This is a genomic window from Mycolicibacterium aichiense (genome assembly GCF_010726245.1).
Lineage (GTDB): Bacteria > Actinomycetota > Actinomycetes > Mycobacteriales > Mycobacteriaceae > Mycobacterium > Mycobacterium aichiense.
The window spans coordinates 4678301-4699218 of the sequence record NZ_AP022561.1; the positions used below are offsets into that span (position 1 = coordinate 4678301).

Here is a 20918-nt window from a genome sequence, read left to right on the forward strand (position 1 = left end):
ACCGTGGAGTGGTGAAGTACTCGATCTCGATACCGCAGTTCGACGCCGACGGCTTCGACGGCGAGGGGCTGCGGAGCTATCTGACCCGTGCCGAGGAACTCGGCTTCGAGGGCGGCTGGACGATCGAGCAGATCATCGGCCCGTCGCCGATGATCGCACCGATGGAACTGCTGGCCTGGGCCGCAGCGTGCACCACCACCCTGCGACTGGGCGTGGCCGTGCTGATCACCTCTCTGCACGACCCGCTGCAGCTGGCCTCGACGGTGACCGCCGTCGACCGGCTCAGTCATGGCCGCCTGGAGCTCGGGGTGGCGCCCGGCGGTGGCCGGCGAAAGTTCGAGGCGTTCGGCGTCGACCCGGCCACGTTCATCAGCAGCTTCACCGAAGGCCTGCAGTTGATGAAGGCGGCGTGGTCCGACGAGCCGCGGGTGACGTTTCACGGCCGGTTCCGCGACGTCGACGATCTGCCGATCGCGCCCAAACCCGTGCAGCGGCCACACCCGCCGATCTGGTTCGGCGCCAACGCCCCGCGCGCGATCGCCCGCGCGGTACGTCACGGCGACGCGTTCATGGGCGCGGGATCATCGACGACCGCCAACTTCGCGACCGCCGTGCGGACCCTGCGCACCGAAATGGCCGAGCAGCACAAGGATCCGGACACGTTCCGGATCGGCAAGCGGGTGTATCTCATCGTCGACGACGATGCGGCCCGGGCCCGCGAGCGGGTGCTGGCCGGTCTGCGCCGGATCTACGGCTCGATGCCCGGCGTGGACGCGGTTCCGGTGGCCGGCACACCGTCGGATGTGGTGCGCGGTTTGCGCGAGGTGATCGACGCCGGCGCGCAGACGCTGTTGCTGCACCCGGTCGGCGCGAGCCTGGCGGAGGATCGCGAGCAGATGGAACGCCTTGCCGCCGAAGTCATTCCGCAGCTGAGCTGACACAACGAGAAAAGCCCCCGCAAAGTGCGGGGGCTTTTGTCGTGGAACTCGAATTACAGCTCGGTGACCGAACCGCCTGCAGCGGTGATGGCCTCGCGGGCGCTGCCACTGAACTTGTGCGCGGTGATGTCGACCTTGGCGGTCAGCTTGCCGTCGCCGAGAACCTTGACGAGCACGTTCTTGCGAACGAGACCCTTGGCCACCAGGTCGTCGACACCGACGGTGCCACCCTCCGGGAAGGCCTTGTTCAGGTCGCCGACGTTGACGACGGCGTACTCGGTGCGGAACCGGTTACGGAAACCCTTGAGCTTGGGCAGCCGCATGTGGATCGGCATCTGCCCGCCCTCGAAGGTCACCGGCACGTTCTTGCGGGCCTTGGTGCCCTTGGTGCCACGACCGGCCGTCTTACCCTTGGAGCCCTCACCGCGACCGACGCGAGTCTTCGCGGTCTTGGAGCCGGGAGCCGGCTTCAGGTCGTGCAGCTTGATGACGCTCATGATTTAGCCTCAACCACTTCTTCTACTTCAACGAGGTGGTGCACAGCCTTGATCAGGCCACGCGTCTGCGGGTTGTCCTCGCGAACCACCGTCTGGCGAATCTTCCTCAGACCCAGGGTCCGCAGGCTTTCACGCTGCTTCCAGCGGGCACCGATGATGCCGCGCACCTGGGTGATCTTCAGCTCTGCCATGGTTATGCGCTTCCTTCACCACGCGCTGCTGCGGCAGCCAGCGCTTCGCTCTCCCGACGCGCGCGCAGCATGCCTGCTGGCGCGACGTCTTCGATCGGCAGCCCGCGACGAGCGGCCACCTCTTCAGGACGCTGCAGCAGCTTGAGCGCGGCAACGGTGGCATGCACCACGTTGATCGCGTTGTCACTGCCCAGCGACTTGGCCAGAACGTCGTGCACGCCAGCGCATTCCAGCACGGCACGGCACGCGCCACCGGCGATGACACCGGTACCGGGGCTGGCCGGACGCAGCATCACGACACCGGCCGCGGCTTCGCCCTGCACGGGATGGGTGACGGTGCCACCGATCAGCGGGACGCGGAAGAAGTTCTTGCGAGCTTCCTCGACACCCTTGGCGATCGCGGCGGGCACCTCTTTGGCCTTGCCGTAGCCGACACCGACCAGACCGTTGCCGTCACCGACGATGACCAGGGCGGTGAAGCTGAAGCGCCGACCACCCTTGACCACCTTGGAAACCCGGTTGATCGTGACGACGCGCTCGAGGTAGTTGCTCTTCTCGCCGCCGTCGCGGCCACCACGTCCACCGCGGTCGCCACGATCATCACGACGGCCACGGCCACCGCGATCGTCACGTCCGCCGCGCTGTACGTCGGTACGGGTGCCGGCTGAGGGGGCGCCGGTATCCGGCGCGCTGCCGGCTGCGGTCTGCTCCGCCATCATGCGGTCCTTCCGTTGTTCATCATTAGAATTTGAGTCCGTTCTCGCGAGCCGCGTCGGCCAGCGCCGCGATGCGGCCGCCGTAGGTGTTGCCGCCGCGGTCGAACACCACGGCCTCGACGCCTGCAGCCTTGGCGCGCTCGGCGATCAGCTGACCGACTCGCACGCTGTGGGCCTTCTTGTCACCCTCGACGGCGCGGACGTCGGCCTCGATCGACGATGCCGCAGCGACCGTGACACCCTCGGCATCGTTGACGAGCTGCACGTGGATGTGCCGCGAGGAGCGGTTGACCACGAGACGCGGCCGTTCGGCGGTGCCGACGACCTTCTTACGCAGCCGGTTGTGCCGACGCAGGCGCGAAACCCGGCGCGCGGCCGAGACACTCGTGCCGACCGGCGTCCGATCGTTGGCTGCCTTCTGTGCTTGAGCCATGGCTTACTTACCTGTCTTTCCGACCTTGCGGCGGATCTGCTCACCCTCGTACCGCACGCCCTTGCCCTTGTACGGGTCCGGGCGGCGCAGCCGACGGATGTTCGCCGAGATCTGGCCGACCTTCTGCTTGTCGATACCTGAGATCGAGAACTTGGTGGGCGTCTCCACCGCGAAGGTGATGCCCTCCGGGGCCTCGATGACCACGGGATGGCTGTAGCCGAGCGCGAACTCGAGGTTGCTGCCCTTGAGCGCGACGCGGTAACCGACGCCGAAGATCTCCATCTTCGTGGTGTAACCCTGGGTCACACCGGTCACCAGGTTGGACACCAGCGTGCGCGAGAGCCCGTGCAGCGAACGGCTGCGCCGCTCGTCGTCGGGCCGGCTCACCACGATTGCGCCGTCGTCGCTGCGCGACACGGTGATCGGCTCGGCGATCGCCAGCTCCAGCGTGCCCTTCGGGCCCTTGACCGACAGGTTCTGACCGTCGATCGTCACATCAACACCGGCGGGAATGGCCACCGGCTGCTTACCAATACGCGACATAGTTCTGCTTCTCCTATCCCGCTACCAGACGTAAGCGAGGACTTCGCCGCCCACGCCCTGTCGGGACGCTTGGCGGTCGGTCAGCAGGCCGGACGACGTGGAGATGATCGCCACGCCAAGCCCACCGAGAACCCGCGGCAGATTGGTGGATTTCGCGTACACCCGCAGACCGGGCTTGGACACCCGGCGCAATCCGGCGAGGCTGCGCTCGCGGTTGGGGCCGTACTTGAGCTGGACAACAAGTGACTTGCCGACCCGAGCATCCTCGGTGCGGAAATCGCTGATGTACCCCTCGCTCTTGAGGATCTCGGCGATGTTCGCCTTGATCTTCGAGTGCGGCAGGGTCACTTCGTCGTGATACGCCGAATTGGCGTTGCGCAGACGTGTCAAAAAGTCTGCGATCGGGTCCGTCATGGTCATGACTGGGCCTGTCTACCTTCCTCGCAACGGTTCCCACTCGGGTCGATTCCCTCGGGGGCCTGCTGCGCACCTGTTCTGTAGGGGTCTGTTACCAGCTGGACTTCTGCACACCGGGCAGTTCGCCGGCGTGGGCCATCTCGCGCAAGCAGATTCGGCACAGGCCGAACTTGCGGAAGACGGCGTGCGGACGCCCGCACCTGTTGCAGCGGGTGTAAGCCCGCACGGCGAACTTCGGCTTCTTATTGGCCTTGTTGACCAGTGCCTTCTTTGCCATCTGCTCAGTTCTCCTTGAAGGGGAAGCCCAGCGCGCGCAGCAGCGCCCGACCTTCGTCGTCGTTGGTCGCCGAGGTGACGACGGTGATGTCCATGCCGCGCGGACGGTCGATCGAATCGACGTCGATCTCGTGGAACACCGACTGCTCGGCGAGTCCGAAGGTGTAGTTGCCGTGGCCGTCGAACTGCTTGGGGCTCAGGCCGCGGAAGTCGCGGATACGCGGCAGCGCGATCGACACCAGCCGGTCGAGGAACTCCCACATCCGGTCGCCACGCAGGGTCACCCGCGCACCGATCGGCATGCCTTCGCGCAGCTTGAACTGTGCGATCGACTTGCGGGCCTTGCGGATCTCCGGCTTCTGGCCGGTGATCAGCGCCAGGTCGTTGACCGCGCCGTTGATCAGCTTCGCGTCGCGGGCGGCGTCACCGACACCCATGTTGACGACGACCTTGACCACGCCGGGGATCTGCATGACGTTGGCGTAGTTGAACTCTTTGTTGAGCGCGTCCTTGATTTCCTCGCGGTAGCGCGCCTTCAGCCGGGGCTGAACTTTTTCTGCGGTAGTCATATCTCTCAGAGGTCCTTGCCGTTGCTCTTGGCGATGCGAACGTTCTTGCCGGTCTCCTCGTCGCGGCGAACGCCGACGCGGGTCGGTTTGCCGTCGGAGTCGACCACCATCACGTTCGAGACGTGGATCGGAGCTTCCTGGGTGACGATGCCGCCCGAGGATGCGCCGCGCTCGTTCGCCGACTGCGCGGTGTGCTTCTTGATCCGGTTGACGCCTTCGACGAGGACGCGGTTGCGGGTCGGGTAGGCCTGCAGGACCTTGCCCTTGGCGCCCTTGTCCTTACCGGCGATGACGAGCACGGTGTCGCCCTTGTGGACCTTCATTTACAAAACCTCCGGGGCCAGCGAGACGATCTTCATGAACTTCTTCTCGCGCAGTTCACGACCGACCGGGCCGAAGATGCGGGTGCCTCGCGGGTCGTTGTCGTTCTTGATGATGACGGCGGCGTTCTCGTCGAACTTGATGTAGCTGCCGTCGGCGCGGCGACGTTCCTTGACGGTGCGCACCACGACGGCCTTGACCACATCACCGCGCTTGACGTTGCCACCGGGGATGGCGTCCTTGACGGTCGCCACGATGACGTCGCCGATACCGGCGTAGCGCCGCGACGAGCCACCCAGAACACGGATGCACAAGATCTCCTTGGCGCCCGTGTTATCGGCGACCTTGAGCCGCGATTCCTGCTGAATCACTAGATCTCCTCGACCTGGTTAACTGTGTGCACGGCAGATGCCGACCTGACGTGCGCGGTCTTGTTCTTGCTGCCCAAAGAGCACGCAGGGTTTTCTCGCGTGGAGATAACCGAGGTCTGCCCTAGGCAACCCCTACATGCTAGGTGACGAGCCCAAAAGCTCCAAATCGCTGCAGTTCATGACGCCCAAACCGACACATCGCCGAGGAAGTGCGAGTGGATCGCGCCGTTTCGTCGATCTCGGCTCAGGTCAGCCGCTCACCACGCAGCGGAAGCCGATGTGGGTGGTCGACGTGTCCTGCGACTGGGGCGACCGCGCGGCGGGCCGGTACCGGTGGCAGTACTCCGGCGCGCACAGATGCGAGCCGCCTTTGAGGGCCTGGCTGACGGCGGGATCGGGCACGGTGGGCGGCGGGCAGCACGAATTCCTCTGGTCCTTCTGGTTCAGCACGTGGTGCGCCGAGAACCGGGTGGTCGTCCACTCCCAGACATTGCCGATCATGTCGACCAGCCCGAACCCGTTCGCCGGGAAAGTCCCCACCGGCGAGGTCCCCGTCCACCCCGACGCCCCGTCGTTGCGGTACGGGAACCGCCCCTGCCAGGTGTTCGCCATCAACGCGCCCTCGACGGTCGGCTCGGTTCCCCAGACGTAGTCCGTGGTGCTGCCGGCCCGTGCGGCGTACTCCCACTCCGCCTCCGTCGGCAACCGCCGGCCGGCCCACCGCGCGTAGGCGGCCGCGTCGGGATAGGCCACCTGCACGACGGGATGGTCGGCCTTGTCCGCGATGTCGCTGCCGGGCCCGAACGGTGCGCGCCAGTTCGCGCCGGGCGCCCAGTCCCACCACTGCCGCCAGTCCCGCAGATCCACCGGGCCCGAAGTGGGCCGGAACACCAGGGCACCGGGTTGCAGATCCGCTTGCGGCACACCGGGATACAGCGCCGGGTCGAGTGCCTTCTCGGCGACGGTGACATGCCCGGTGGCAGCGACGAACTCAGCGAACTGCGCGTTGGTGACCGGATGCCGGTCGATCGCGAATGCGTCCACGGTGACCGTGTGGATCGGCGCCTCTTCGGGATAGAAACTCGTCGACCCCATTCGAAAGACACCGCCGGGCACCTCGACGAGCTCGGTGAGCATGGCTTCAGGGTATGACGATGCTGAACTTGTCGGTCAGCACCGAGGCGGCCTCGTCGAAACCGGGAGCTCCCGCCGGCGCCTCCACGTGCACGGCGACCAGATAGTTGCCGCTGTTGGTCCAGATGTGGGCGATGCGGTCGTGGTACTCCAGCGACTCGTCCGGATCCTGGGCCCAGGTGCCGATCAGCTTCTGCCCGCTGAATCCGCAGAAGTCACCCGGCAACAGGCTCAGCGTGCTGATCGGATACTTGGCCATCAGATCATCGCCGTACCGGGTGAAGGCATCGGCCGGCTCCAGCGTGGTGGCCGCGATCGTCACCTTGGCGACCATGTCGTCAGGCCCCGACAGCGACGCACCGACATCGCCGGCGCCGGGGGTCACCGACCATCCCTCCGGCACCCGAACGGTGATCTTGGGCGCGGCCGGGTCGGCGACGGCGGCCACCGCCGTCTGACCCTGCTGGTCCTGTCGGCACACGGCGGCGTTCGGCGGGACGGGCACCTTGGTGGTCTCCAGCACACCCGGTTGCGACGACTCCGGCTCGTCGGTCTCCCGGGTGGACGGCGACGCCGACGTGGGTGCGGCGCTGGTAGCGGAGGAGGAGGACGCCTCGGCACGGATCGGCATCCCGTCGCTGTTGCGCGCGCAGGCGGCAACGCCTGGAACGGCCAGCACCATCACCGCCGCAGCGGCACATACCAGCCGAGTCACCGCTCCAGTATGACGCGGCGCTCAGTCCCTGGCGAAGGCCACCGCGAGCTCGCGCTCCGCATCGACATACGGAGTCCCCGACACGTCAACCACAACCTGGGCGATCGTTCCTCCGGTGAAGCTGAAAGGTGCCTGGTAGGCGGCCGAGACAGCCTGGCCGAGGTTGCGGCCGACACTGACCCCGCCACCGGCCAACCCGAAGGTGAACGGGTGGGCTTTCACACCGGTCAGGGTGGCCACCGCGGCCCCGTCGACGTACAGCGTGGCGTCGCCGACCGGGGTATGGCTGCCGTCGACCGTGCCGGTCCGGGCGTAACCCACCCCCAGGATGTGGTCGCCCAGCGGCAGCGGCTCCGGGGCGATCACCCGCTGTTCCTCTTCGCCGAAGAAGTTGTAGACGAACTGCAGGCGTCCGTCGGCGACGAACAGCACATAGCCGCCGTGGCCGGCCCCCTGCTTGAACAGCACGCCGCGCACGTCGGGCGTGCTGATGGCCACCTCGGCCAGCACCGAGAACGAGCGGCCGACGATGTTCACACAGGCACCCATCCCCACCGGCGCGGTATTCGGGTAGTAGATGTAGCGCGGCCGATCACCGGCCAGCGTGGGTCGCCAGCGGCCCAGCATCTCCCCCACGTTGAGGTCGGACAACGGCAAGCCGTTGTATTTCTCGGCCTCGCTGAACCACAGCTTCTGCAATTCGGCGAGCTTCTCCGGGTGTTCGGCTGCGAGGTCGTGACATTGGCTGCGGTCGTTCTCGATGTGGTAGAGCTCCCAGCGGTCGTCCTCGAAATGCGACCAGCCCGACGGCGAGGCGGGGTGCACGGCGCTGGCGAACCACCCCTTGTGCCAGATGCCACGAGTGCCCAGCATCGTGTAGAACTGGGTCTCTTTGCCGGTCTTTGCCGTCGAGTCCTCCAGTGCCGCTTTGAAACTCACTCCATCGAGCGGCTTCTGGGCAATCCCCTTCACCGTGTGCGGGACGTCGATGCCGAGCAGCTCGTAGACGGTCGGCGTGACGTCACTAACGTTGACGTAGTTGTCCCGGACTTCACCGTGTGCGGCAATTCCGTTGGGCCAGGAGATGATTGCGGTGTCGGCGATGCCGCCTTCGTGTGAGGCGTAGCGCTTGTACAGCTTGTAAGGCGTATTGAACGCCATCGCCCACCCGATCGGGTAGTGGCCGTAGGTGGTGGGACCGCCCAGTTCGTCGAAGAAACGCATGCTCTCTTCGACGGTGTCGATGTAGCCGTTGAAGAACTTGCCTTCGTTGACCGACCCGTTGGGCCCACCCTCGCCGCTGGCGCCGTTGTCGGAGATGACGACGATGATCGTGTTGTCCAACTGACCGGATTCGTCCAGATAGTCCAGCACTCGGCCGATCTGGGCGTCGGTGTAGGACAGGAAGCCGGCGAACACTTCGGCCATCCGGGAGAACAGCCGCTTCTCGGAGTCGGACAGCGATTCCCACGGACGCACGGTGTCCCCTTCCGGCCAGGGCTGGCCGTCGGGTCCGGTGACGTCGTTGTACGGATTCACCGCGGACAGTTCGGTCTCCGGCGGCACGATCCCGAGCTTCTTCTGGTTCTCCAGGACGATCTCGCGGTAGCGCTCGTAACCCATGTCGAACGTTCCGGAGTAGCGGTCGGCCCATTCGGTGAACACGTGATGCGGGGCGTGCCCGGCCCCCGGGCACAGGTAGGTGAACCACGGCTTGTCGGGAGCAATCATCGTGGAATCGCGAATGAACTCGATTGTCTTGTCCGCCAGATCCTTCGAGAGGTGATAGCCCTCCTCGGGAGTGGCCGGCGCCTCCACGGGATGGCTGTCGTACATCAGCTCGGGATACCACTGATCGGTCTCACCGCCCATGAAGCCGTAGAACCGCTCGAAGCCGCGCGACAGCGGCCAGTGCCTGCGGGTCGCGGCGAGGCTGGACTCCTCGATCGGCGTGAGATGCCACTTGCCCACGCAGTACGTGTTGTAGCCGCGCTCGGCCAACACCTCCGAAATCAACGCGGTGTCGTCGGGAATCCGGCCGTTGATACCGGGGAAACCGTCGGTGAATTCCTCGACGGTCGCCATGCCGACGGTGGTCGAGTTCCGGCCCGTCAGCAGCGACGCGCGCGTCGGGGAACACAGTGCCGTGGTGTGGAACTGCGAAAGCCGCACGCCGCGCTCGGCGATCCTCGACATCGCCGGCATGGACACCAGCCCGCCGAAGCAATCCCAGGTCGCGATGCCGATGTCATCCCACACCAGGTAGAGCACATTGGGCGCGTTGTCCGGCGCAGTGGGCGCCGCATATGGGCCCCAGTCCGCCTCGGAATCGCGGATATCCAGTTCGATCTTGCCGTTGAACTCCGTGGTCATACGCACAGAATCCCACGCCGGTCACCGTTGCGCGGCGTTCTGTCGGCGCCTCGCAGACGAGTTGCAGGATGGTGATCACGACAAAGGCGAGCCGCGGCTTATTCAGCCGTGGCTCGCCTTTGCTAGGACCGGAGTTTTACTTGGCGCGCTCGAGCACCTCGACCAGGCGCCAGCGCTTGGTCGCCGACAACGGGCGGGTCTCCATCAGCGAGACGCGGTCGCCGATACCGGCGTCGCCGTTCTCGTCGTGCGCCTTGACCTTCGTCGTGGTCCGGATGATCTTGCCGTAGAGCGGGTGGCTCTTGCGAGATTCCAGCTCGACGACGATCGTCTTCTGCATCTTGTCACTGACCACGTAGCCGATGACCGTCTTGCGACGGCCGCGCGACTGCTCGGTGCGCTCAGTGTGCTTGGTGCCCTTTGTTTCTGCCATTACGATTCCTCACCAGCGGGTCCGGCGGCCAGACCCAGTTCACGTTCGCGCAGCACGGTGTAGATGCGCGCAATCTCCTGACGCACGGTGCGGAGCCGGCGATTGTTGTCCAGCTGCCCGGTGGCCATCTGGAAGCGCAGGTTGAACAGCTCTTCCTTGGATTCCCGCAGCTTGTCGGTCAGCTCTTCGTCGGTGAGCTCACGCAGTTCGCCGGGGCTGATGCCAACAGCCATCAGAACTGCTCCTCTCGTGTCACGATGCGTGCCTTGATCGGCAGCTTGTGGATCGCGCGGGTCAGTGCTTCGCGCGCGATCTGCTCATTGGGGTAGCTCAACTCGAACAGCACGCGACCGGGCTTGACGTTGGCCACCCACCACTCGGGCGAGCCCTTGCCCGAACCCATGCGGGTTTCGGCGGGCTTCTTGGTCAGCGGACGGTCCGGGAAGATGTTGATCCACACCTTGCCGCCACGCTTGATGTGCCGGTTGATGGCGATACGAGCGGACTCGATCTGCCGGTTGGTGATGTAGGCGTGCTCCAGTGCCTGGATGCCGTAGTCACCGAACGTCACCGACGTTCCACCGCTGGCGATACCACGCTGCCTGGGGTGGTGTTGCTTGCGGTGCTTGACCTTACGGGGAATCAGCATGAGTTAGCTCTCCGTGGTTTCAGCGGCGGGCTCGACGGCCGGCGCCTCCGCTGTGACGGGAACCGCAGACTCTGCGGTTTCTTCACTGGCGGCACGACCGGCTTCGGTGCTCGTCGCGGTGGTGCCCGACGCACCGCTGCGGCGCGGGCGGGTGCCCGACGGACGCTCGCGGCGCGGACGGTCGGCGGCGGGTGCGGCGGCGGCGAGCTCACGCTTGCCACCGACGATGTCGCCCTTGTAGATCCACACCTTCACGCCGATGCGGCCGAACGTGGTCTTGGCCTCGTACAGTCCGTAATCGATGTCGGCGCGCAGCGTGTGCAGCGGCACCCGGCCTTCGCGGTAGAACTCCGAGCGGCTCATCTCGGCGCCGCCGAGACGGCCCGAGCACTGCACGCGGATGCCCTTGACGTTGGGCTGCCGCATGGCTGACTGGATGGCCTTGCGCATCGCGCGACGGAACGCCACACGGTTGCTCAGCTGCTCGGCGACACCCTGGGCGACCAGCTGTGCCTGGCTCTCGGGGTTCTTCACCTCGAGGATGTTCAGCTGAACCTGCTTGCCGGTCAGCTTCTCCAGGTCGGCGCGGATGCGGTCGGCTTCGGTGCCACGACGGCCGATCACGATGCCCGGACGCGCGGTGTGGATATCGACGCGGACCCGGTCACGGGTGCGTTCGATCTCCACGTCGGCGATCCCGGCGCGCTCGAGACCGGTGGCCAGCAGGCGACGGATCGCGACGTCTTCCTTGACGTAGTCCGCGTACTGCTTGTCGGCGTACCACCGGGACTTCCAGTCGGTGGTGATACCGAGCCGGAAGCCGTGGGGGTTGATTTTCTGGCCCACTACTCCGAGCCCTCCTTCGTCTGTTCGGCCGTCTTCTTGGCAGCCGGAGCCTTCTTGGCAGGAGCCTTCTTGGCCGGCGCCGTCGAGGCCGCCTTGCTGGCCTGGGCACGACGCGAGCGAGCGGAAGCCGCAGAGCGCTCCTTGCGCTCCGGACGGCTCTCGACGATCACCGTGATGTGGCTGGTGCGCTTGCGGATTCGGTACGCGCGACCCTGCGCGCGCGGCCGGATGCGCTTGGCGGTCGGGCCCTCGTCGGCGGTGATGGTCGCGACGACCAGAGTCGCCGGGTCCAAACCGTCGTTGTTCTGCGCGTTGGCAGCAGCGCTGGCGATCACCTTGGCGACCGGCTCGCTGGCCTGCTGCGGCGCCCAGCGAAGGATGTCGAGAGCTTCCTCGACACTCTTGCCGCGAACCAGGTTGATCACTCGGCGAGCCTTAGTCGCAGAGATCCCGATGTGGCGCGCTTTGGCCGTCGCAGACGGGTATTCGGTGGTTGCAGTCGTCATCGCCGCTTACTCTTCCGGTCGTCCTTGATGTGACCTTTGAACGTGCGCGTCGGTGCGAACTCGCCCAGCTTGTGGCCGACCATCGCCTCGGTGACGAACACCGGCACATGCTTGCGACCGTCGTGGACGGCGAAGGTGTGACCGATGAAGTCCGGGATGATGGTCGAACGACGCGACCAGGTCTTGATGACCTGCTTGGTGTTCTTCTCGTTCTGGACGTCGACCTTCTTGAGCAGATGGTCGTCGACGAACGGACCCTTCTTCAGGCTGCGTGGCATGTCTTAATCTCCTGCCTAGCGCTTCTTGCCGGTGCGCCGGCGTCGGACGATGAGCTTGTCGCTCGGCTTGTTGGGCTTGCGGGTGCGGCCCTCGGGCTTACCCCACGGGCTGACCGGGTGGCGGCCACCGGAGGTCTTGCCCTCGCCACCACCGTGCGGGTGGTCGACCGGGTTCATCACCACACCACGGACGGTGGGGCGCTTGCCCTTCCACCGCATGCGGCCGGCCTTGCCCCAGTTGATGTTGGCCTGCTCGGCGTTGCCGACCTCGCCGACGGTGGCGCGGCAGCGCACGTCGACGCGGCGGATCTCACCCGACGGCATACGCAGGGAGGCGTAGGCGCCTTCCTTGCCCAGCAGCTGGATGCTCGAGCCGGCCGAGCGGGCCAGCTTCGCACCGCCGCCGGGACGCAGCTCGACGGCGTGGATCACGGTACCGGCCGGGATGTTGCGCAGCGGCAGGTTATTACCGGGCTTGATGTCGGCATTGGCGCCCGACTCCACGATGTCGCCCTGCGAAAGACCCTGCGGCGCAATGATGTAGCGCTTTTCGCCGTCCAGGTAGTGCAGCAGTGCGATGTTCGCGGTGCGGTTCGGGTCGTACTCGATGTGAGCGACCTTCGCGTTGACGCCGTCCTTGTCGTTGCGCCGGAAGTCGATCACCCGGTAGGCACGCTTGTGCCCGCCGCCCTTGTGGCGGGTGGTGATTCGGCCGTGGGCGTTACGACCGCCAGTGCCGTGCAGCGGGCGGATCAGCGACTTCTCCGGAGTCGAGCGAGTGATCTCGGAGAAATCGGAGACGCTGGCACCGCGGCGACCGGGGGTCGTCGGCTTGTACTTGCGGATTCCCATTATCTATTCCTGAGTTCTATCTGCAGTCGTTCCCGCCGGGTCAGGCGGGAGCTCCGAATAGGTCGATCGGCTTGCTGCCGGCGGCCAGGGTCACGATCGCGCGCTTGGTGCTCTTGCGCTGTCCGTAACCGGTGCGGGTGCGCTTGCGCTTGCCCTGCCGGTTGGCGGTGTTCACCGAGTCGACCTTCACCTTGAAGATCTTCTCGATGGCGATCTTGATCTGCGTCTTGTTCGAGCCGGGTGCGACGATGAACGTGTAGACGTTGTCCTCGATCAGTCCGTACGACTTCTCGGAAATGACCGGGGCCAAGATGATGTCGCGGGGATCAGTCACGGTCGCCATCAGGCCGAAACCTCCTGAACATTGGCGCCGATGTAGGCATTCAGCGCTTCCACGCTGAACACCACGTCGTCGGCGTTGAGAACGTCGTAGGTGTTGAGCTGATCCGGCGAGATCACGTGCACACCAGGCAGATTCCGCACGCTCTTGGCGCCGACTTCGTCTGCCCGGCCGATCACGACCAACACCTTGCGGCGGTCGGTCAGCGAACCCAGGAACGTCTTGGCGCTCTTGGTCGACGGGGTCTGCCCGCTGATCAGCTCGGTCACCGCGTGGATCCGCTCGTTGCGCGCCCGATCCGACAACGCACCACGCAGTGCGGCGGCGATCATCTTCTTCGGGGTGCGCTGGCTGTAGTCACGCGGCTGCGGGCCGTGGACGACGCCACCACCGGTGAACTGCGGAGCGCGGGTCGAACCCTGACGGGCGCGACCGGTGCCCTTCTGCCGGTACGGCTTCTTGCCGCCGCCGGAGACCTGAGCGCGAGTCTTGGTGGCGTGGGTGCCCTGGCGCTTGGCGGCCAGCTGCGCATTCACCACCTGGTGCATGAGCGCGATGTTCGGTTCCACATCAAAGAGGGCGGCCGGGAGTTCCACGGTGCCGTCCTGCTTGCCGTCCGGAGTGCGAACGTCAATCTTCAGAGTCACTTCTCACCTCGTTTGACTGCCGTGCGAACCATCACGAGCCCGCCGTTGCGGCCGGGGACAGCACCCTTGATCAGGAGCACGCCGTTCTCGGCATCGACCTTGTGCACCACCAGGTTCTGCGTGGTGACGCGGTCGCTACCCATGCGGCCGGACATCCGGGTGCCCTTGAAGACGCGGCCCGGGGTGGCGCAGCCACCGATCGAGCCGGGCCGACGGTGCACGGCCTGCGCACCGTGGCTGGCCCCCTGGCCCTTGAAGCCGTGTCGCTTCATGGTGCCGGCGAAGCCCTTGCCCTTGGAGGTCCCGGTGACGTCGACGTAGGCGCCGTCGGCGAAGATCTCCGCCGTCAGCTCCTGACCGACCTCGTAGTCGGCGGCAGCAGCCTCATCGTCGAGCCGCAGCTCGGCGAGGTGCCGGCGCGGGTTGACCCCGGCGGCGGCGTACTGACCGGTGACCGGCTTGTTGACCTTGCGGGGGCTGATCTCGCCGTAGGCGAGCTGCACAGCGCTGTAGCCGTCACGCTCGGGCGTGCGGATGCGGGTGACCACGTTGGGTCCGGCCTTGACGACCGTGACGGGGACGACCCGGTTGTTTTCGTCGAACACCTGGGTCATGCCCAGCTTGGTGCCCAAAATGCCTTTTCGTGCCATTTGTTCGTCGACTCCCCTACTACTGGATGTTCACGTCGACGCTGGCCGGCAGATCGATGCGCATGAGAGCGTCAACGGTCTTCGGCGTCGGGTCGAGGATGTCGATGAGTCGCTTGTGCGTGCGCATCTCGAAGTGCTCCCGCGAGTCCTTGTACTTATGCGGGGAGCGGATGACGCAATACACATTCTTTTCCGTCGGCAGCGGCACCGGACCAACCACGCTCGCACCGGTACGGGTGACCGTCTCCACGATCTTGCGCGCCGAGGCATCAATGGCCTCGTGGTCGTAGGCCTTGAGCCTGATGCGGATCTTTTGTCCCGCCACGCTTCTCCTACCTTCACTCCTGCTTGGTCCCATGGAGGGACACGGTGGTCATGCGCCGTTCCCGCCGGCTCTCGCCGGAGTCACAGCGCTGGCTATCGCCGCCGCTCTTTACCTGTCTCTGGTGCTCCGGCCCCCGCGGTCGGGTGTGTCGCCCTCACGCAGTCCCGAACGCACGGTCGAAATCTTCCGCACTCCGAGATGGGGACCGGACGCGCCCGTTCGGGCGCCGGTCGTACACCTTGGGCGGCACGCTCCCGCAGGGGAGGCGAACCCGGCTCAAGGCAACCCGAACAGTATGCCCTAGATCGCGGCACCAGCCAAATTCGGCCAGAGCCCCAGCTAAATCCGCCCGAACCCTGGTAGCGGGTCGGTTTGGCCGTGTCGGGTGACACCTCCAGCCGAGCCGGATCGCAGCGGCGAACCGACCAATTCTTGCCGCACGCCGTTACCCGGCCGGGGCCGGGGTGGCAGTCGGGTGGGCCCGATACAAGCTGACCGAGGTTCCGAGGTACCACACTCCGGTGGCGGCGACGGGCAGCAGCGTTCCCCACCCGCCTTCGATGGAGAACGGGCCGTCGTCGAGGAACACGCTGAACGTCCCCACCAGATTGACCACCGCAGCGATGACCGCCAGCCACCCGGTCCACCGCGGCAACACGGCTTGCGAGAACACGCAGCCCGCATAGCCGGTCGCGGCGAGAGCAACGATGAAGCCGCAGAGCGCCAACAACACCAGACTGAAATCGGCTCCCACCGCGCGCACCGCGGAGGCCGACAGCTCATGTGCCGCCCCCGCCGCGACGATCCGGATCGACATCGAGACGAAGGACAACGCGGCGACAGCCACCGTGCCGACGAAGAACAGATCGCCGAGATGACGACCGACGGCTGCGGTGTGAAGCAGACGGCGGACCGCGACCGCGAACCAGATCACCAACCCCGTCGCCAGCGCGTACAACCACCCCTGCAGCACCACCTGACTGTGGTGGTCGACGAAGAACCGTTGGACTGCCTGGTTACTGGCCTCGGGCCCGGGGGGCTTACCCGTCAGCATCGCGGCCACCACGGTCGCGATGACAAATGCGATACCGGCGCTGCCGCCGGTGCGATCCAAACGTGAGTTGTCCATCGTCGCCCCCGATAGCTGTGTCCCTTGCCGGACGATACGTCTGACCGGCGGGCCGTCGGCCGGTTTCTGCACTGAAATAGGTGACAGTCACTGCCATATCGGCATACGATGCCGCTCATGTATCGCGTGATTCAGTGGGCAACCGGTGGGGTGGGTAAGGCGGCAATCCAGGGCGTGCTGCGTCACCCCGAACTCGACCTCGTCGGATGCTGGGTTCACAGCTCCGACAAGAACGGCCGCGACGTCGGCGAGGTGATCGGCGAAGCCCCCATCGGGGTCGCCGCCACGACCGACATCGACGAGCTGCTCGCGCTGGACGCCGACTGCGTCATGTACTCCCCCTTGCTGCCCGACGATTCGGTGGTCGCGCGAATCCTGCGCTCCGGCAAGAACGTGGTGACCCCGGTGGGCTGGGTCTACCCGGACCGGGAGAATCCCGCGGTGCAGGCCCTCGAGGAGGCGTGCGCGGCAGGCAACGCCACGTTGCACGGCTCCGGTATCCATCCCGGCGGCATCACCGAGCGGTTCCCGCTGATGATCTCCGCACTCACCGCCGCGATCACCCATGTCCGGGCCGAGGAATTCTCCGACATCCGCACCTACAACGCACCGTTGGTGGTGCGGGAGGTGATGGGCTTCGGTCTGACGCCGGAACAGGCGATGAGTGGACCCATTGCCGCGCTGCTGGAAGCCGGCTTCAAACAATCGGTGCGCATGGTCGCCGATCAGTTGGGTTTTCGGTCCGATCCCCGCATCCGCTCCACACAGGAGGTCGCCGTCGCGGTCCACGGAACCGACGAGCTGGTGGTTCCGATGGAGGCGGGCACGGTGGCCGCTCGCCGCTTCAAGTGGCAGGCCATCGTCGACGACGAGCCGGTCGTCACGGCCGCGGTGAACTGGCTGATGTGTGACGTGGAACTCGATCCGCCGTGGACCTTGGGCGAGAAGGGCGAACGCTTCGAGGTGGAGGTCACCGGTGACTGCGATGTGTCACTGACTTTCAAAGGGCTGCAACCGGAAACCGTCGAGGAGGGGCTCAAGCGCAACCCGGGTGTCGTGGCCACCGCCAACCACTGCATCAGCGCCATCCCCTATGTCTGTGAGGCCGCACCCGGGATCAAGACGTATCTCGACCTGCCGCTGATCGCCGGCCGGGCCGCGCCACACCTGGCCAAGTGATCGTGGAAAGCCTTCGGGACCTTCGGTTTTCGCATCTGGTGGTCGGCGTCACCGACATGGACCGGGCGCTGGGGTTCTACCGGGGGCTGCTGGGCATGGACGTGGTCTTCGACCAGACCATGGCCGGGGACCAATTCGACCATGCACTCGGCGCCGGCGACGGGAACCAGGGCCGGGTGGTGGGCGGTCTGATCGGCGGAGTGATGATCGAGTTGCTGTCGCTGGGTACAGGCAGCCGTCCGGCGAAGCGGTCATTCGTCGGCAACCAGAACATCTCGCTGTCGGTCACCGACCTCGACGACACCTACCGGCAGGTCCAGGCGGCGGGGTTCGCGCCGGACCAGGCTCCGTTCGACATCGCGGGAGTGCGGATGTTCTTCGTCAAGGATCCCGACGGAACCGCGGTGGAGTTCATCGAGTTCCCAGGTACTGCACGCACATCGGAGGAGTTACATCGTGGTGTCCGCTGAGGCGACCTATTGGCATCCGGAATCGCTGAGCGGTCACCGGGTGATCGTCACCGGAGCGGCGCGCGGAGTCGGCCGGGGAATCAGCGCGGCGCTCCTGGAACGCGGCGCCTCGGTCTTGATGGTGGACCGCGACCCGGGCGTGATCGGCGTCGCGGGGGCCCTGCGCGATGACCAGCACGCCGTGCCTCTGGTCGCCGACTTGTGCGACCACTCCAGCTATCAGCACATCGTCGACGTCGCGGTCGAATCATTCGGTGGGATCGACGCTTTGATCAACAACGCGATTGCCACCGATGAACCCAAGCCCTTCACCGACATCACGATGGCCGACTACGATCTCGTCTTCAACATCGGCCCACGGGCCACCTTCTTCCTCATGCAGGCCGCCTACCCGGTACTGAAAGCCGCCGGCGGCGGGTCCATCGTGAACTTCGGCTCCGGCAGCGGGACCGGTGGCCAGAAGTCGTTCGGGGCCTATGCCGGCGCCAAGGAAGCGATTCGCGGTATGTCGAAAGTCGCTGCGCTGGAATGGGGTGTCGACAACATCCGGGTCAACGTGGTGTGCCCGTTCGCGAACTCCGACGGCGTCGCGGGATGGAGCGACGCCTTCCCCGACATCTACAACAAGATCGTCAAAGGTGTTCCACTGCGCCGGATCGGCGACACCCACGCCGACATCGGCGCGGTGGTCGCCTTCCTGATCAGCCGTGACGCCTCGTACATGACCGCCCAGACCATCAACGTCGACGGCGGGATGGGAACCTACCGGTGAGCAGTCCGCCCGCAGAGCGGCCGCCGACCCTACGGGACCGGCAGCGGGCGCAGGTGCGGGCCGATATCCACGCCGCGGCCTATCGGCTTTTCGCCGCACGGGGATTCGGCAACGTCACCACCGAGGACATCGCCGCCGAAGCGTCGGTGTCACCGCGAACGTTCTTCCGCCACGTGGCGACCAAGGAGGATCTGCTGCTCGGGGCCGTACAGCGCGGGAACGCTGCCATCGCATCGCTGTTGGTGCGTCGTCCGCACGACGAAGCCCCCGACGTCGCACTGGCCGCCGCGATCGTCAGCCGGGTCGGATCCTTCGAGGATGTCGATCTGGAGAACTGGCGGGCGGCGATCCTGACCGCACCCGAGTTGCTCGACCGGGCGACTCTGCTGTCCACCGCGGATCGCGAACAAATGATCCAGCTCGTGGCTGCGCGTATGGACGCCGACCCGACCGAGGATTGGCGCCCCGGGCTGCTGGTCCAACTGTCCTTTGCAGCAGCCGATTTCGCCTTTCAACAGTGGGTAAGGAATCGCGGAGACCGGCGCAGGCCACTGGCGGCCGATGTCGCCGACGCGCTGGCTGTGGTGGCCCACCCGCGCTGGAGCAGCTAGCGCGCCCCGCTGCGGCTCGTCCAGAACGGGCACTGGTGCCGCGCACTGAAGTCGGTGGTGACCGTCAACTCGCCGGTCTGCAGCGACAGTCGCTTGCCGGTGGCTTCGTCGGCGCCGAACTCCGGCCACTGCGGCAACCCCGTCACCTCGGGAGAGCCGGTCTTCACGAACTGGCTCCAGTAGGCCACCATCTGGTCGGACAACACACGTTGCGCCGGGTCCAGCGGCGGAGCGCCGCCGACGTCGAACAGATACCGCAACTCCAGCGAGTGGCTGGCCCCCACCGGGAACGGCGCCGCACGCAGCGGGTCGGGGGCCGGCGCCGTGCGGTCGTTGAACTCGTAGGCGTACACCGGTCCGGTGCGCGCCAGACCAGACGCGATTCGGTCTGCGGGACAAGCGAATACGCTGTCCGTCACCGCCGCGGAGTACGCCAGGCCCACGCTGCCGCCGTACCGATCCAGCGGATAACGGTCGGCGACCGCAGCGGCGTCCCCGCCGAACGTTTTCGCCATCAACTGCGGATAGGGCGGCAACTGCCGCTCCTTGAGGTACTGGATTGCGGCGAACATCGCGAACTCGTCACCGTTGCTGCCGACAAGCACCGGCATCCGAGTCACCCGGCCCGACGCGATCGCGGTCATCGGGTCAGCCGGTAACCGGTCGGTACCGGTGACCGGCCCGGTCAGCTTGTCGGGGCCGAACCCGACATAGAGCGGAGCGCGTCGCAGGGCCTCGGTGGGCAGCCTTCGCAGGCACCCCGCCACCGCGGCTGCATCGGTGCACCCCGCCGCGGCCGCGTATTCGGCACTGACCTGTTGGGCGGTAGGCCGGTCCGCCTGCGCCTGGCACGGCCCGCTCTGCAGGATCGCTGCGCGGAACAAGCCGGCCGACTCGGGCGCGACCAGGTGGTCGCACACCGACATCGCACCAGCAGATTCTCCGGCGATCGTGACTTGGGTTGGGTCGCCGCCGAATTCGGCGACGTTGTCACGAACCCACCGCAGCGCCGCCTGTTGATCGGCGAGGCCGTAATTGCCGACGTCGCCGTTCTGACTCAACGCGGGATCCGCCAGGAACCCCAGGGTTCCGAGCCGGTAGTTGACGGTGACGACGACGATGTCGCCCTGGGTGGCCATCCACCGCGCGTCGTAGATGTCGGCACTGCCGTTGAGGAAACCGCCACCGTGAATCCACACCATCACCGGCTTCTTGTGAGAGCGGCTCGCCCCGTCAGGAGTCCAGACGTTGAGGTTCAGGCAGTCCTCACCTGTGGGACGCCCGTAGTCGGGGTCGTAGGTGGTGTCCTGGATGCACCGCACACCCGGTTTGGTGGCATCGCGCTCACCGGGCCAGGGTGCCGCCGGCTGCGGCGGTTGCCAGCGAAGTGGCCCGACCGGTGCCGCCGCGTAGGGAATGCCGTTGAAGACCCGATAGCCGGGGGCCACCACGCCGCGCAGCGCACCGGCCGCGGTCTGCACCACCGCCGACTCCGGCTCGGCTGCCGCGGCACCCTGAGGTTGCGGCTCACCGCTGTTCCGCGCGCATGCGGCTACGGCCAGGGCGATGAGCAGCACCGTCGCGCGCCGCAGTCGTCGGCTCCTCGATTGGTGTGGCACGAGAATCGAGCCTACGCGGCCGACCGCCCGAGCCATGACCTGGCAATTCCCGCGATTTGCCTGCGACCTGGCAGAATTCGCGCCAAACTAGGAACCTGACACCCGTCAAGTTTCTGGT

At 66.3% G+C, this 20918-nt stretch carries 31 protein-coding genes; 5 read left to right on the forward strand and 26 right to left on the reverse strand.

Annotated elements, in window-relative coordinates; genetic code table 11:
• The first annotated feature begins 11 nt into the window (after positions 1–11).
• Positions 12–938 carry an LLM class flavin-dependent oxidoreductase gene (locus tag G6N32_RS22570; protein WP_115322091.1) on the forward strand — a complete coding sequence of 309 codons (927 nt, stop codon included), beginning with the start codon at positions 12–14 and terminating at the stop codon, positions 936–938.
• A 53-nt stretch (positions 939–991) separates the two neighbouring features.
• Here the strand turns inward: G6N32_RS22570 and rplO are convergent, their stop codons facing one another.
• From rplO to G6N32_RS22695, 25 genes are all read right to left on the reverse strand, one after another.
• Positions 992–1435 carry a 50S ribosomal protein L15 gene (gene rplO / locus G6N32_RS22575; protein WP_102807141.1) on the reverse strand — a complete coding sequence of 148 codons (444 nt, stop codon included), beginning with the start codon at positions 1433–1435 and terminating at the stop codon, positions 992–994.
• Positions 1432–1626, reverse strand: coding sequence for a 50S ribosomal protein L30 (gene rpmD / locus G6N32_RS22580; protein ID WP_083120607.1), 195 nt, complete (start codon positions 1624–1626; stop codon positions 1432–1434). The genes rplO and rpmD overlap by 4 nt, the downstream gene beginning before the upstream one ends.
• A 2-nt stretch (positions 1627–1628) precedes the next feature.
• Entirely contained in the window at positions 1629–2342 is a 714-nt protein-coding gene (gene rpsE, locus G6N32_RS22585; protein ID WP_172507332.1) for a 30S ribosomal protein S5, read from the reverse strand.
• A 25-nt stretch (positions 2343–2367) separates the two neighbouring features.
• The gene (rplR, locus tag G6N32_RS22590) at positions 2368–2775 is read right to left on the reverse strand and encodes a 50S ribosomal protein L18 (protein WP_036343534.1); all 408 of its coding nucleotides are present in this window, start codon (positions 2773–2775) and stop codon (positions 2368–2370) included.
• A gap of 3 nt (positions 2776–2778) precedes the next feature.
• Positions 2779–3318 carry a 50S ribosomal protein L6 gene (rplF, locus tag G6N32_RS22595; protein ID WP_115321955.1) on the reverse strand — a complete coding sequence of 180 codons (540 nt, stop codon included), beginning with the start codon at positions 3316–3318 and terminating at the stop codon, positions 2779–2781.
• A gap of 21 nt (positions 3319–3339) precedes the next feature.
• On the reverse strand, positions 3340–3738 hold the full coding sequence (gene rpsH / locus G6N32_RS22600; RefSeq protein WP_071947464.1) for a 30S ribosomal protein S8: 399 nt from the start codon (positions 3736–3738) through the stop codon (positions 3340–3342).
• Positions 3739–3826: 88 nt separating this feature from the next.
• Entirely contained in the window at positions 3827–4012 is a 186-nt protein-coding gene (locus G6N32_RS22605) for a type Z 30S ribosomal protein S14 (RefSeq protein ID WP_019510998.1), read from the reverse strand.
• A gap of 4 nt (positions 4013–4016) precedes the next feature.
• Entirely contained in the window at positions 4017–4580 is a 564-nt protein-coding gene (rplE, locus tag G6N32_RS22610; protein ID WP_083120605.1) for a 50S ribosomal protein L5, read from the reverse strand.
• A 5-nt stretch (positions 4581–4585) separates the two neighbouring features.
• Entirely contained in the window at positions 4586–4903 is a 318-nt protein-coding gene (gene rplX, locus G6N32_RS22615; protein WP_047329116.1) for a 50S ribosomal protein L24, read from the reverse strand.
• Positions 4904–5272, reverse strand: a complete 369-nt coding sequence (gene rplN, locus G6N32_RS22620; protein ID WP_003892852.1) for a 50S ribosomal protein L14 — start codon at positions 5270–5272, stop codon at positions 4904–4906. It abuts the gene before it with no gap.
• A gap of 249 nt (positions 5273–5521) precedes the next feature.
• Complete coding sequence (locus tag G6N32_RS22625; protein WP_115321956.1) at positions 5522–6409, reverse strand: formylglycine-generating enzyme family protein; 888 nt, start codon at positions 6407–6409, stop codon at positions 5522–5524.
• Positions 6410–6413: 4 nt separating this feature from the next.
• Entirely contained in the window at positions 6414–7121 is a 708-nt protein-coding gene (locus tag G6N32_RS22630; protein WP_115321957.1) for a hypothetical protein, read from the reverse strand.
• Positions 7122–7142: 21 nt separating this feature from the next.
• On the reverse strand, positions 7143–9494 hold the full coding sequence (locus G6N32_RS22635; RefSeq protein ID WP_115321958.1) for an arylsulfatase: 2352 nt from the start codon (positions 9492–9494) through the stop codon (positions 7143–7145).
• A gap of 136 nt (positions 9495–9630) precedes the next feature.
• Positions 9631–9927, reverse strand: a complete 297-nt coding sequence (rpsQ, locus tag G6N32_RS22640; RefSeq protein ID WP_115321959.1) for a 30S ribosomal protein S17 — start codon at positions 9925–9927, stop codon at positions 9631–9633.
• Positions 9927–10160: a 50S ribosomal protein L29 gene (rpmC, locus tag G6N32_RS22645; protein ID WP_115321960.1), complete on the reverse strand. Its 234-nt coding sequence runs from the start codon at positions 10158–10160 to the stop codon at positions 9927–9929. The genes rpsQ and rpmC overlap by 1 nt, the downstream gene beginning before the upstream one ends.
• Positions 10160–10576 (reverse strand): 50S ribosomal protein L16, encoded by a 417-nt coding sequence (gene rplP, locus G6N32_RS22650; protein ID WP_115321961.1) that lies wholly within the window; start codon positions 10574–10576, stop codon positions 10160–10162. Before rplP ends, rpmC begins: the two co-directional genes overlap by 1 nt.
• 3 nt (positions 10577–10579) lie before the next feature.
• Positions 10580–11422 (reverse strand): 30S ribosomal protein S3, encoded by an 843-nt coding sequence (gene rpsC / locus G6N32_RS22655; RefSeq protein WP_115321962.1) that lies wholly within the window; start codon positions 11420–11422, stop codon positions 10580–10582.
• Complete coding sequence (gene rplV, locus G6N32_RS22660) at positions 11422–11928, reverse strand: 50S ribosomal protein L22 (protein ID WP_115321963.1); 507 nt, start codon at positions 11926–11928, stop codon at positions 11422–11424. The genes rpsC and rplV overlap by 1 nt, the downstream gene beginning before the upstream one ends.
• Positions 11925–12206, reverse strand: coding sequence for a 30S ribosomal protein S19 (gene rpsS / locus G6N32_RS22665; protein WP_003892827.1), 282 nt, complete (start codon positions 12204–12206; stop codon positions 11925–11927). The genes rplV and rpsS overlap by 4 nt, the downstream gene beginning before the upstream one ends.
• A 15-nt stretch (positions 12207–12221) precedes the next feature.
• Positions 12222–13058, reverse strand: coding sequence for a 50S ribosomal protein L2 (gene rplB / locus G6N32_RS22670; protein WP_005143876.1), 837 nt, complete (start codon positions 13056–13058; stop codon positions 12222–12224).
• Positions 13059–13098: 40 nt separating this feature from the next.
• Complete coding sequence (gene rplW / locus G6N32_RS22675; protein ID WP_083120596.1) at positions 13099–13401, reverse strand: 50S ribosomal protein L23; 303 nt, start codon at positions 13399–13401, stop codon at positions 13099–13101.
• Entirely contained in the window at positions 13401–14045 is a 645-nt protein-coding gene (gene rplD / locus G6N32_RS22680; RefSeq protein ID WP_115321964.1) for a 50S ribosomal protein L4, read from the reverse strand. Before rplD ends, rplW begins: the two co-directional genes overlap by 1 nt.
• Complete coding sequence (gene rplC, locus G6N32_RS22685) at positions 14042–14695, reverse strand: 50S ribosomal protein L3 (RefSeq protein ID WP_083120594.1); 654 nt, start codon at positions 14693–14695, stop codon at positions 14042–14044. Before rplC ends, rplD begins: the two co-directional genes overlap by 4 nt.
• A gap of 19 nt (positions 14696–14714) precedes the next feature.
• A complete protein-coding gene (gene rpsJ, locus G6N32_RS22690; protein ID WP_003883485.1) occupies positions 14715–15020 on the reverse strand; it encodes a 30S ribosomal protein S10 in 306 nt (101 codons plus the stop codon).
• Positions 15021–15465: 445 nt separating this feature from the next.
• Positions 15466–16149 carry a hypothetical protein gene (locus G6N32_RS22695; RefSeq protein ID WP_115321965.1) on the reverse strand — a complete coding sequence of 228 codons (684 nt, stop codon included), beginning with the start codon at positions 16147–16149 and terminating at the stop codon, positions 15466–15468.
• 108 nt (positions 16150–16257) lie between these two features.
• Here G6N32_RS22695 and G6N32_RS22700 point away from each other — a divergent pair, with 108 nt between their 5' ends.
• Genes G6N32_RS22700 through G6N32_RS22715 form a run of 4 tightly spaced genes read left to right on the forward strand, consistent with a single transcriptional unit; the run spans position 16258 to position 19181 of the window.
• Positions 16258–17328, forward strand: coding sequence for an NAD(P)H-dependent amine dehydrogenase family protein (locus tag G6N32_RS22700; RefSeq protein ID WP_410432265.1), 1071 nt, complete (start codon positions 16258–16260; stop codon positions 17326–17328).
• Positions 17329–17330: 2 nt separating this feature from the next.
• A complete protein-coding gene (locus G6N32_RS22705) occupies positions 17331–17798 on the forward strand; it encodes a VOC family protein (protein ID WP_264028581.1) in 468 nt (155 codons plus the stop codon).
• On the forward strand, positions 17785–18570 hold the full coding sequence (locus G6N32_RS22710; RefSeq protein ID WP_115321966.1) for an SDR family NAD(P)-dependent oxidoreductase: 786 nt from the start codon (positions 17785–17787) through the stop codon (positions 18568–18570). The genes G6N32_RS22705 and G6N32_RS22710 overlap by 14 nt, the downstream gene beginning before the upstream one ends.
• Complete coding sequence (locus tag G6N32_RS22715; RefSeq protein ID WP_115321967.1) at positions 18567–19181, forward strand: TetR family transcriptional regulator; 615 nt, start codon at positions 18567–18569, stop codon at positions 19179–19181. Before G6N32_RS22710 ends, G6N32_RS22715 begins: the two co-directional genes overlap by 4 nt.
• Here the strand turns inward: G6N32_RS22715 and G6N32_RS22720 are convergent.
• On the reverse strand, positions 19178–20836 hold the full coding sequence (locus G6N32_RS22720) for a carboxylesterase/lipase family protein (protein WP_115321968.1): 1659 nt from the start codon (positions 20834–20836) through the stop codon (positions 19178–19180). The two genes, G6N32_RS22715 and G6N32_RS22720, sit on opposite strands and share 4 nt — an antisense overlap.
• Positions 20837–20918: the final 82 nt, after the last annotated feature.

Bases quoted from the DNA above. Each gene is read 5' to 3' on its own strand.
- G6N32_RS22625 (WP_115321956.1), bottom strand. From the start codon at position 6,409: ATGCTCACCGAGCTCGTCGAGGTGCCCGGCGGTGTCTTTCGAATGGGG.
- rplO (WP_102807141.1), bottom strand. From the start codon at position 1,435: ATGAGCGTCATCAAGCTGCACGACCTGAAGCCGGCTCCCGGCTCCAAG.
- rplV (WP_115321963.1), bottom strand. From the start codon at position 11,928: ATGACGACTGCAACCACCGAATACCCGTCTGCGACGGCCAAAGCGCGC.
- rpsQ (WP_115321959.1), bottom strand. From the start codon at position 9,927: ATGGCAGAAACAAAGGGCACCAAGCACACTGAGCGCACCGAGCAGTCG.
- rplB (WP_005143876.1), bottom strand. From the start codon at position 13,058: ATGGGAATCCGCAAGTACAAGCCGACGACCCCCGGTCGCCGCGGTGCC.
- rplC (WP_083120594.1), bottom strand. From the start codon at position 14,695: ATGGCACGAAAAGGCATTTTGGGCACCAAGCTGGGCATGACCCAGGTG.
- rplX (WP_047329116.1), bottom strand. From the start codon at position 4,903: ATGAAGGTCCACAAGGGCGACACCGTGCTCGTCATCGCCGGTAAGGAC.
- rplP (WP_115321961.1), bottom strand. From the start codon at position 10,576: ATGCTGATTCCCCGTAAGGTCAAGCACCGCAAGCAACACCACCCCAGG.
- rplW (WP_083120596.1), bottom strand. From the start codon at position 13,401: ATGGCGACCGTGACTGATCCCCGCGACATCATCTTGGCCCCGGTCATT.
- rpsH (WP_071947464.1), bottom strand. From the start codon at position 3,738: ATGACCATGACGGACCCGATCGCAGACTTTTTGACACGTCTGCGCAAC.
- rplE (WP_083120605.1), bottom strand. From the start codon at position 4,580: ATGACTACCGCAGAAAAAGTTCAGCCCCGGCTGAAGGCGCGCTACCGC.
- G6N32_RS22695 (WP_115321965.1), bottom strand. From the start codon at position 16,149: ATGGACAACTCACGTTTGGATCGCACCGGCGGCAGCGCCGGTATCGCA.
- G6N32_RS22635 (WP_115321958.1), bottom strand. From the start codon at position 9,494: ATGACCACGGAGTTCAACGGCAAGATCGAACTGGATATCCGCGATTCC.
- rplR (WP_036343534.1), bottom strand. From the start codon at position 2,775: ATGGCTCAAGCACAGAAGGCAGCCAACGATCGGACGCCGGTCGGCACG.
- G6N32_RS22605 (WP_019510998.1), bottom strand. From the start codon at position 4,012: ATGGCAAAGAAGGCACTGGTCAACAAGGCCAATAAGAAGCCGAAGTTC.
- rpmD (WP_083120607.1), bottom strand. From the start codon at position 1,626: ATGGCAGAGCTGAAGATCACCCAGGTGCGCGGCATCATCGGTGCCCGC.
- G6N32_RS22700 (WP_410432265.1), top strand. From the start codon at position 16,258: ATGCCGCTCATGTATCGCGTGATTCAGTGGGCAACCGGTGGGGTGGGT.
- rpmC (WP_115321960.1), bottom strand. From the start codon at position 10,160: ATGGCTGTTGGCATCAGCCCCGGCGAACTGCGTGAGCTCACCGACGAA.
- G6N32_RS22720 (WP_115321968.1), bottom strand. From the start codon at position 20,836: ATGGCTCGGGCGGTCGGCCGCGTAGGCTCGATTCTCGTGCCACACCAA.
- rpsE (WP_172507332.1), bottom strand. From the start codon at position 2,342: ATGGCGGAGCAGACCGCAGCCGGCAGCGCGCCGGATACCGGCGCCCCC.
- rplF (WP_115321955.1), bottom strand. From the start codon at position 3,318: ATGTCGCGTATTGGTAAGCAGCCGGTGGCCATTCCCGCCGGTGTTGAT.
- rpsS (WP_003892827.1), bottom strand. From the start codon at position 12,206: ATGCCACGCAGCCTGAAGAAGGGTCCGTTCGTCGACGACCATCTGCTC.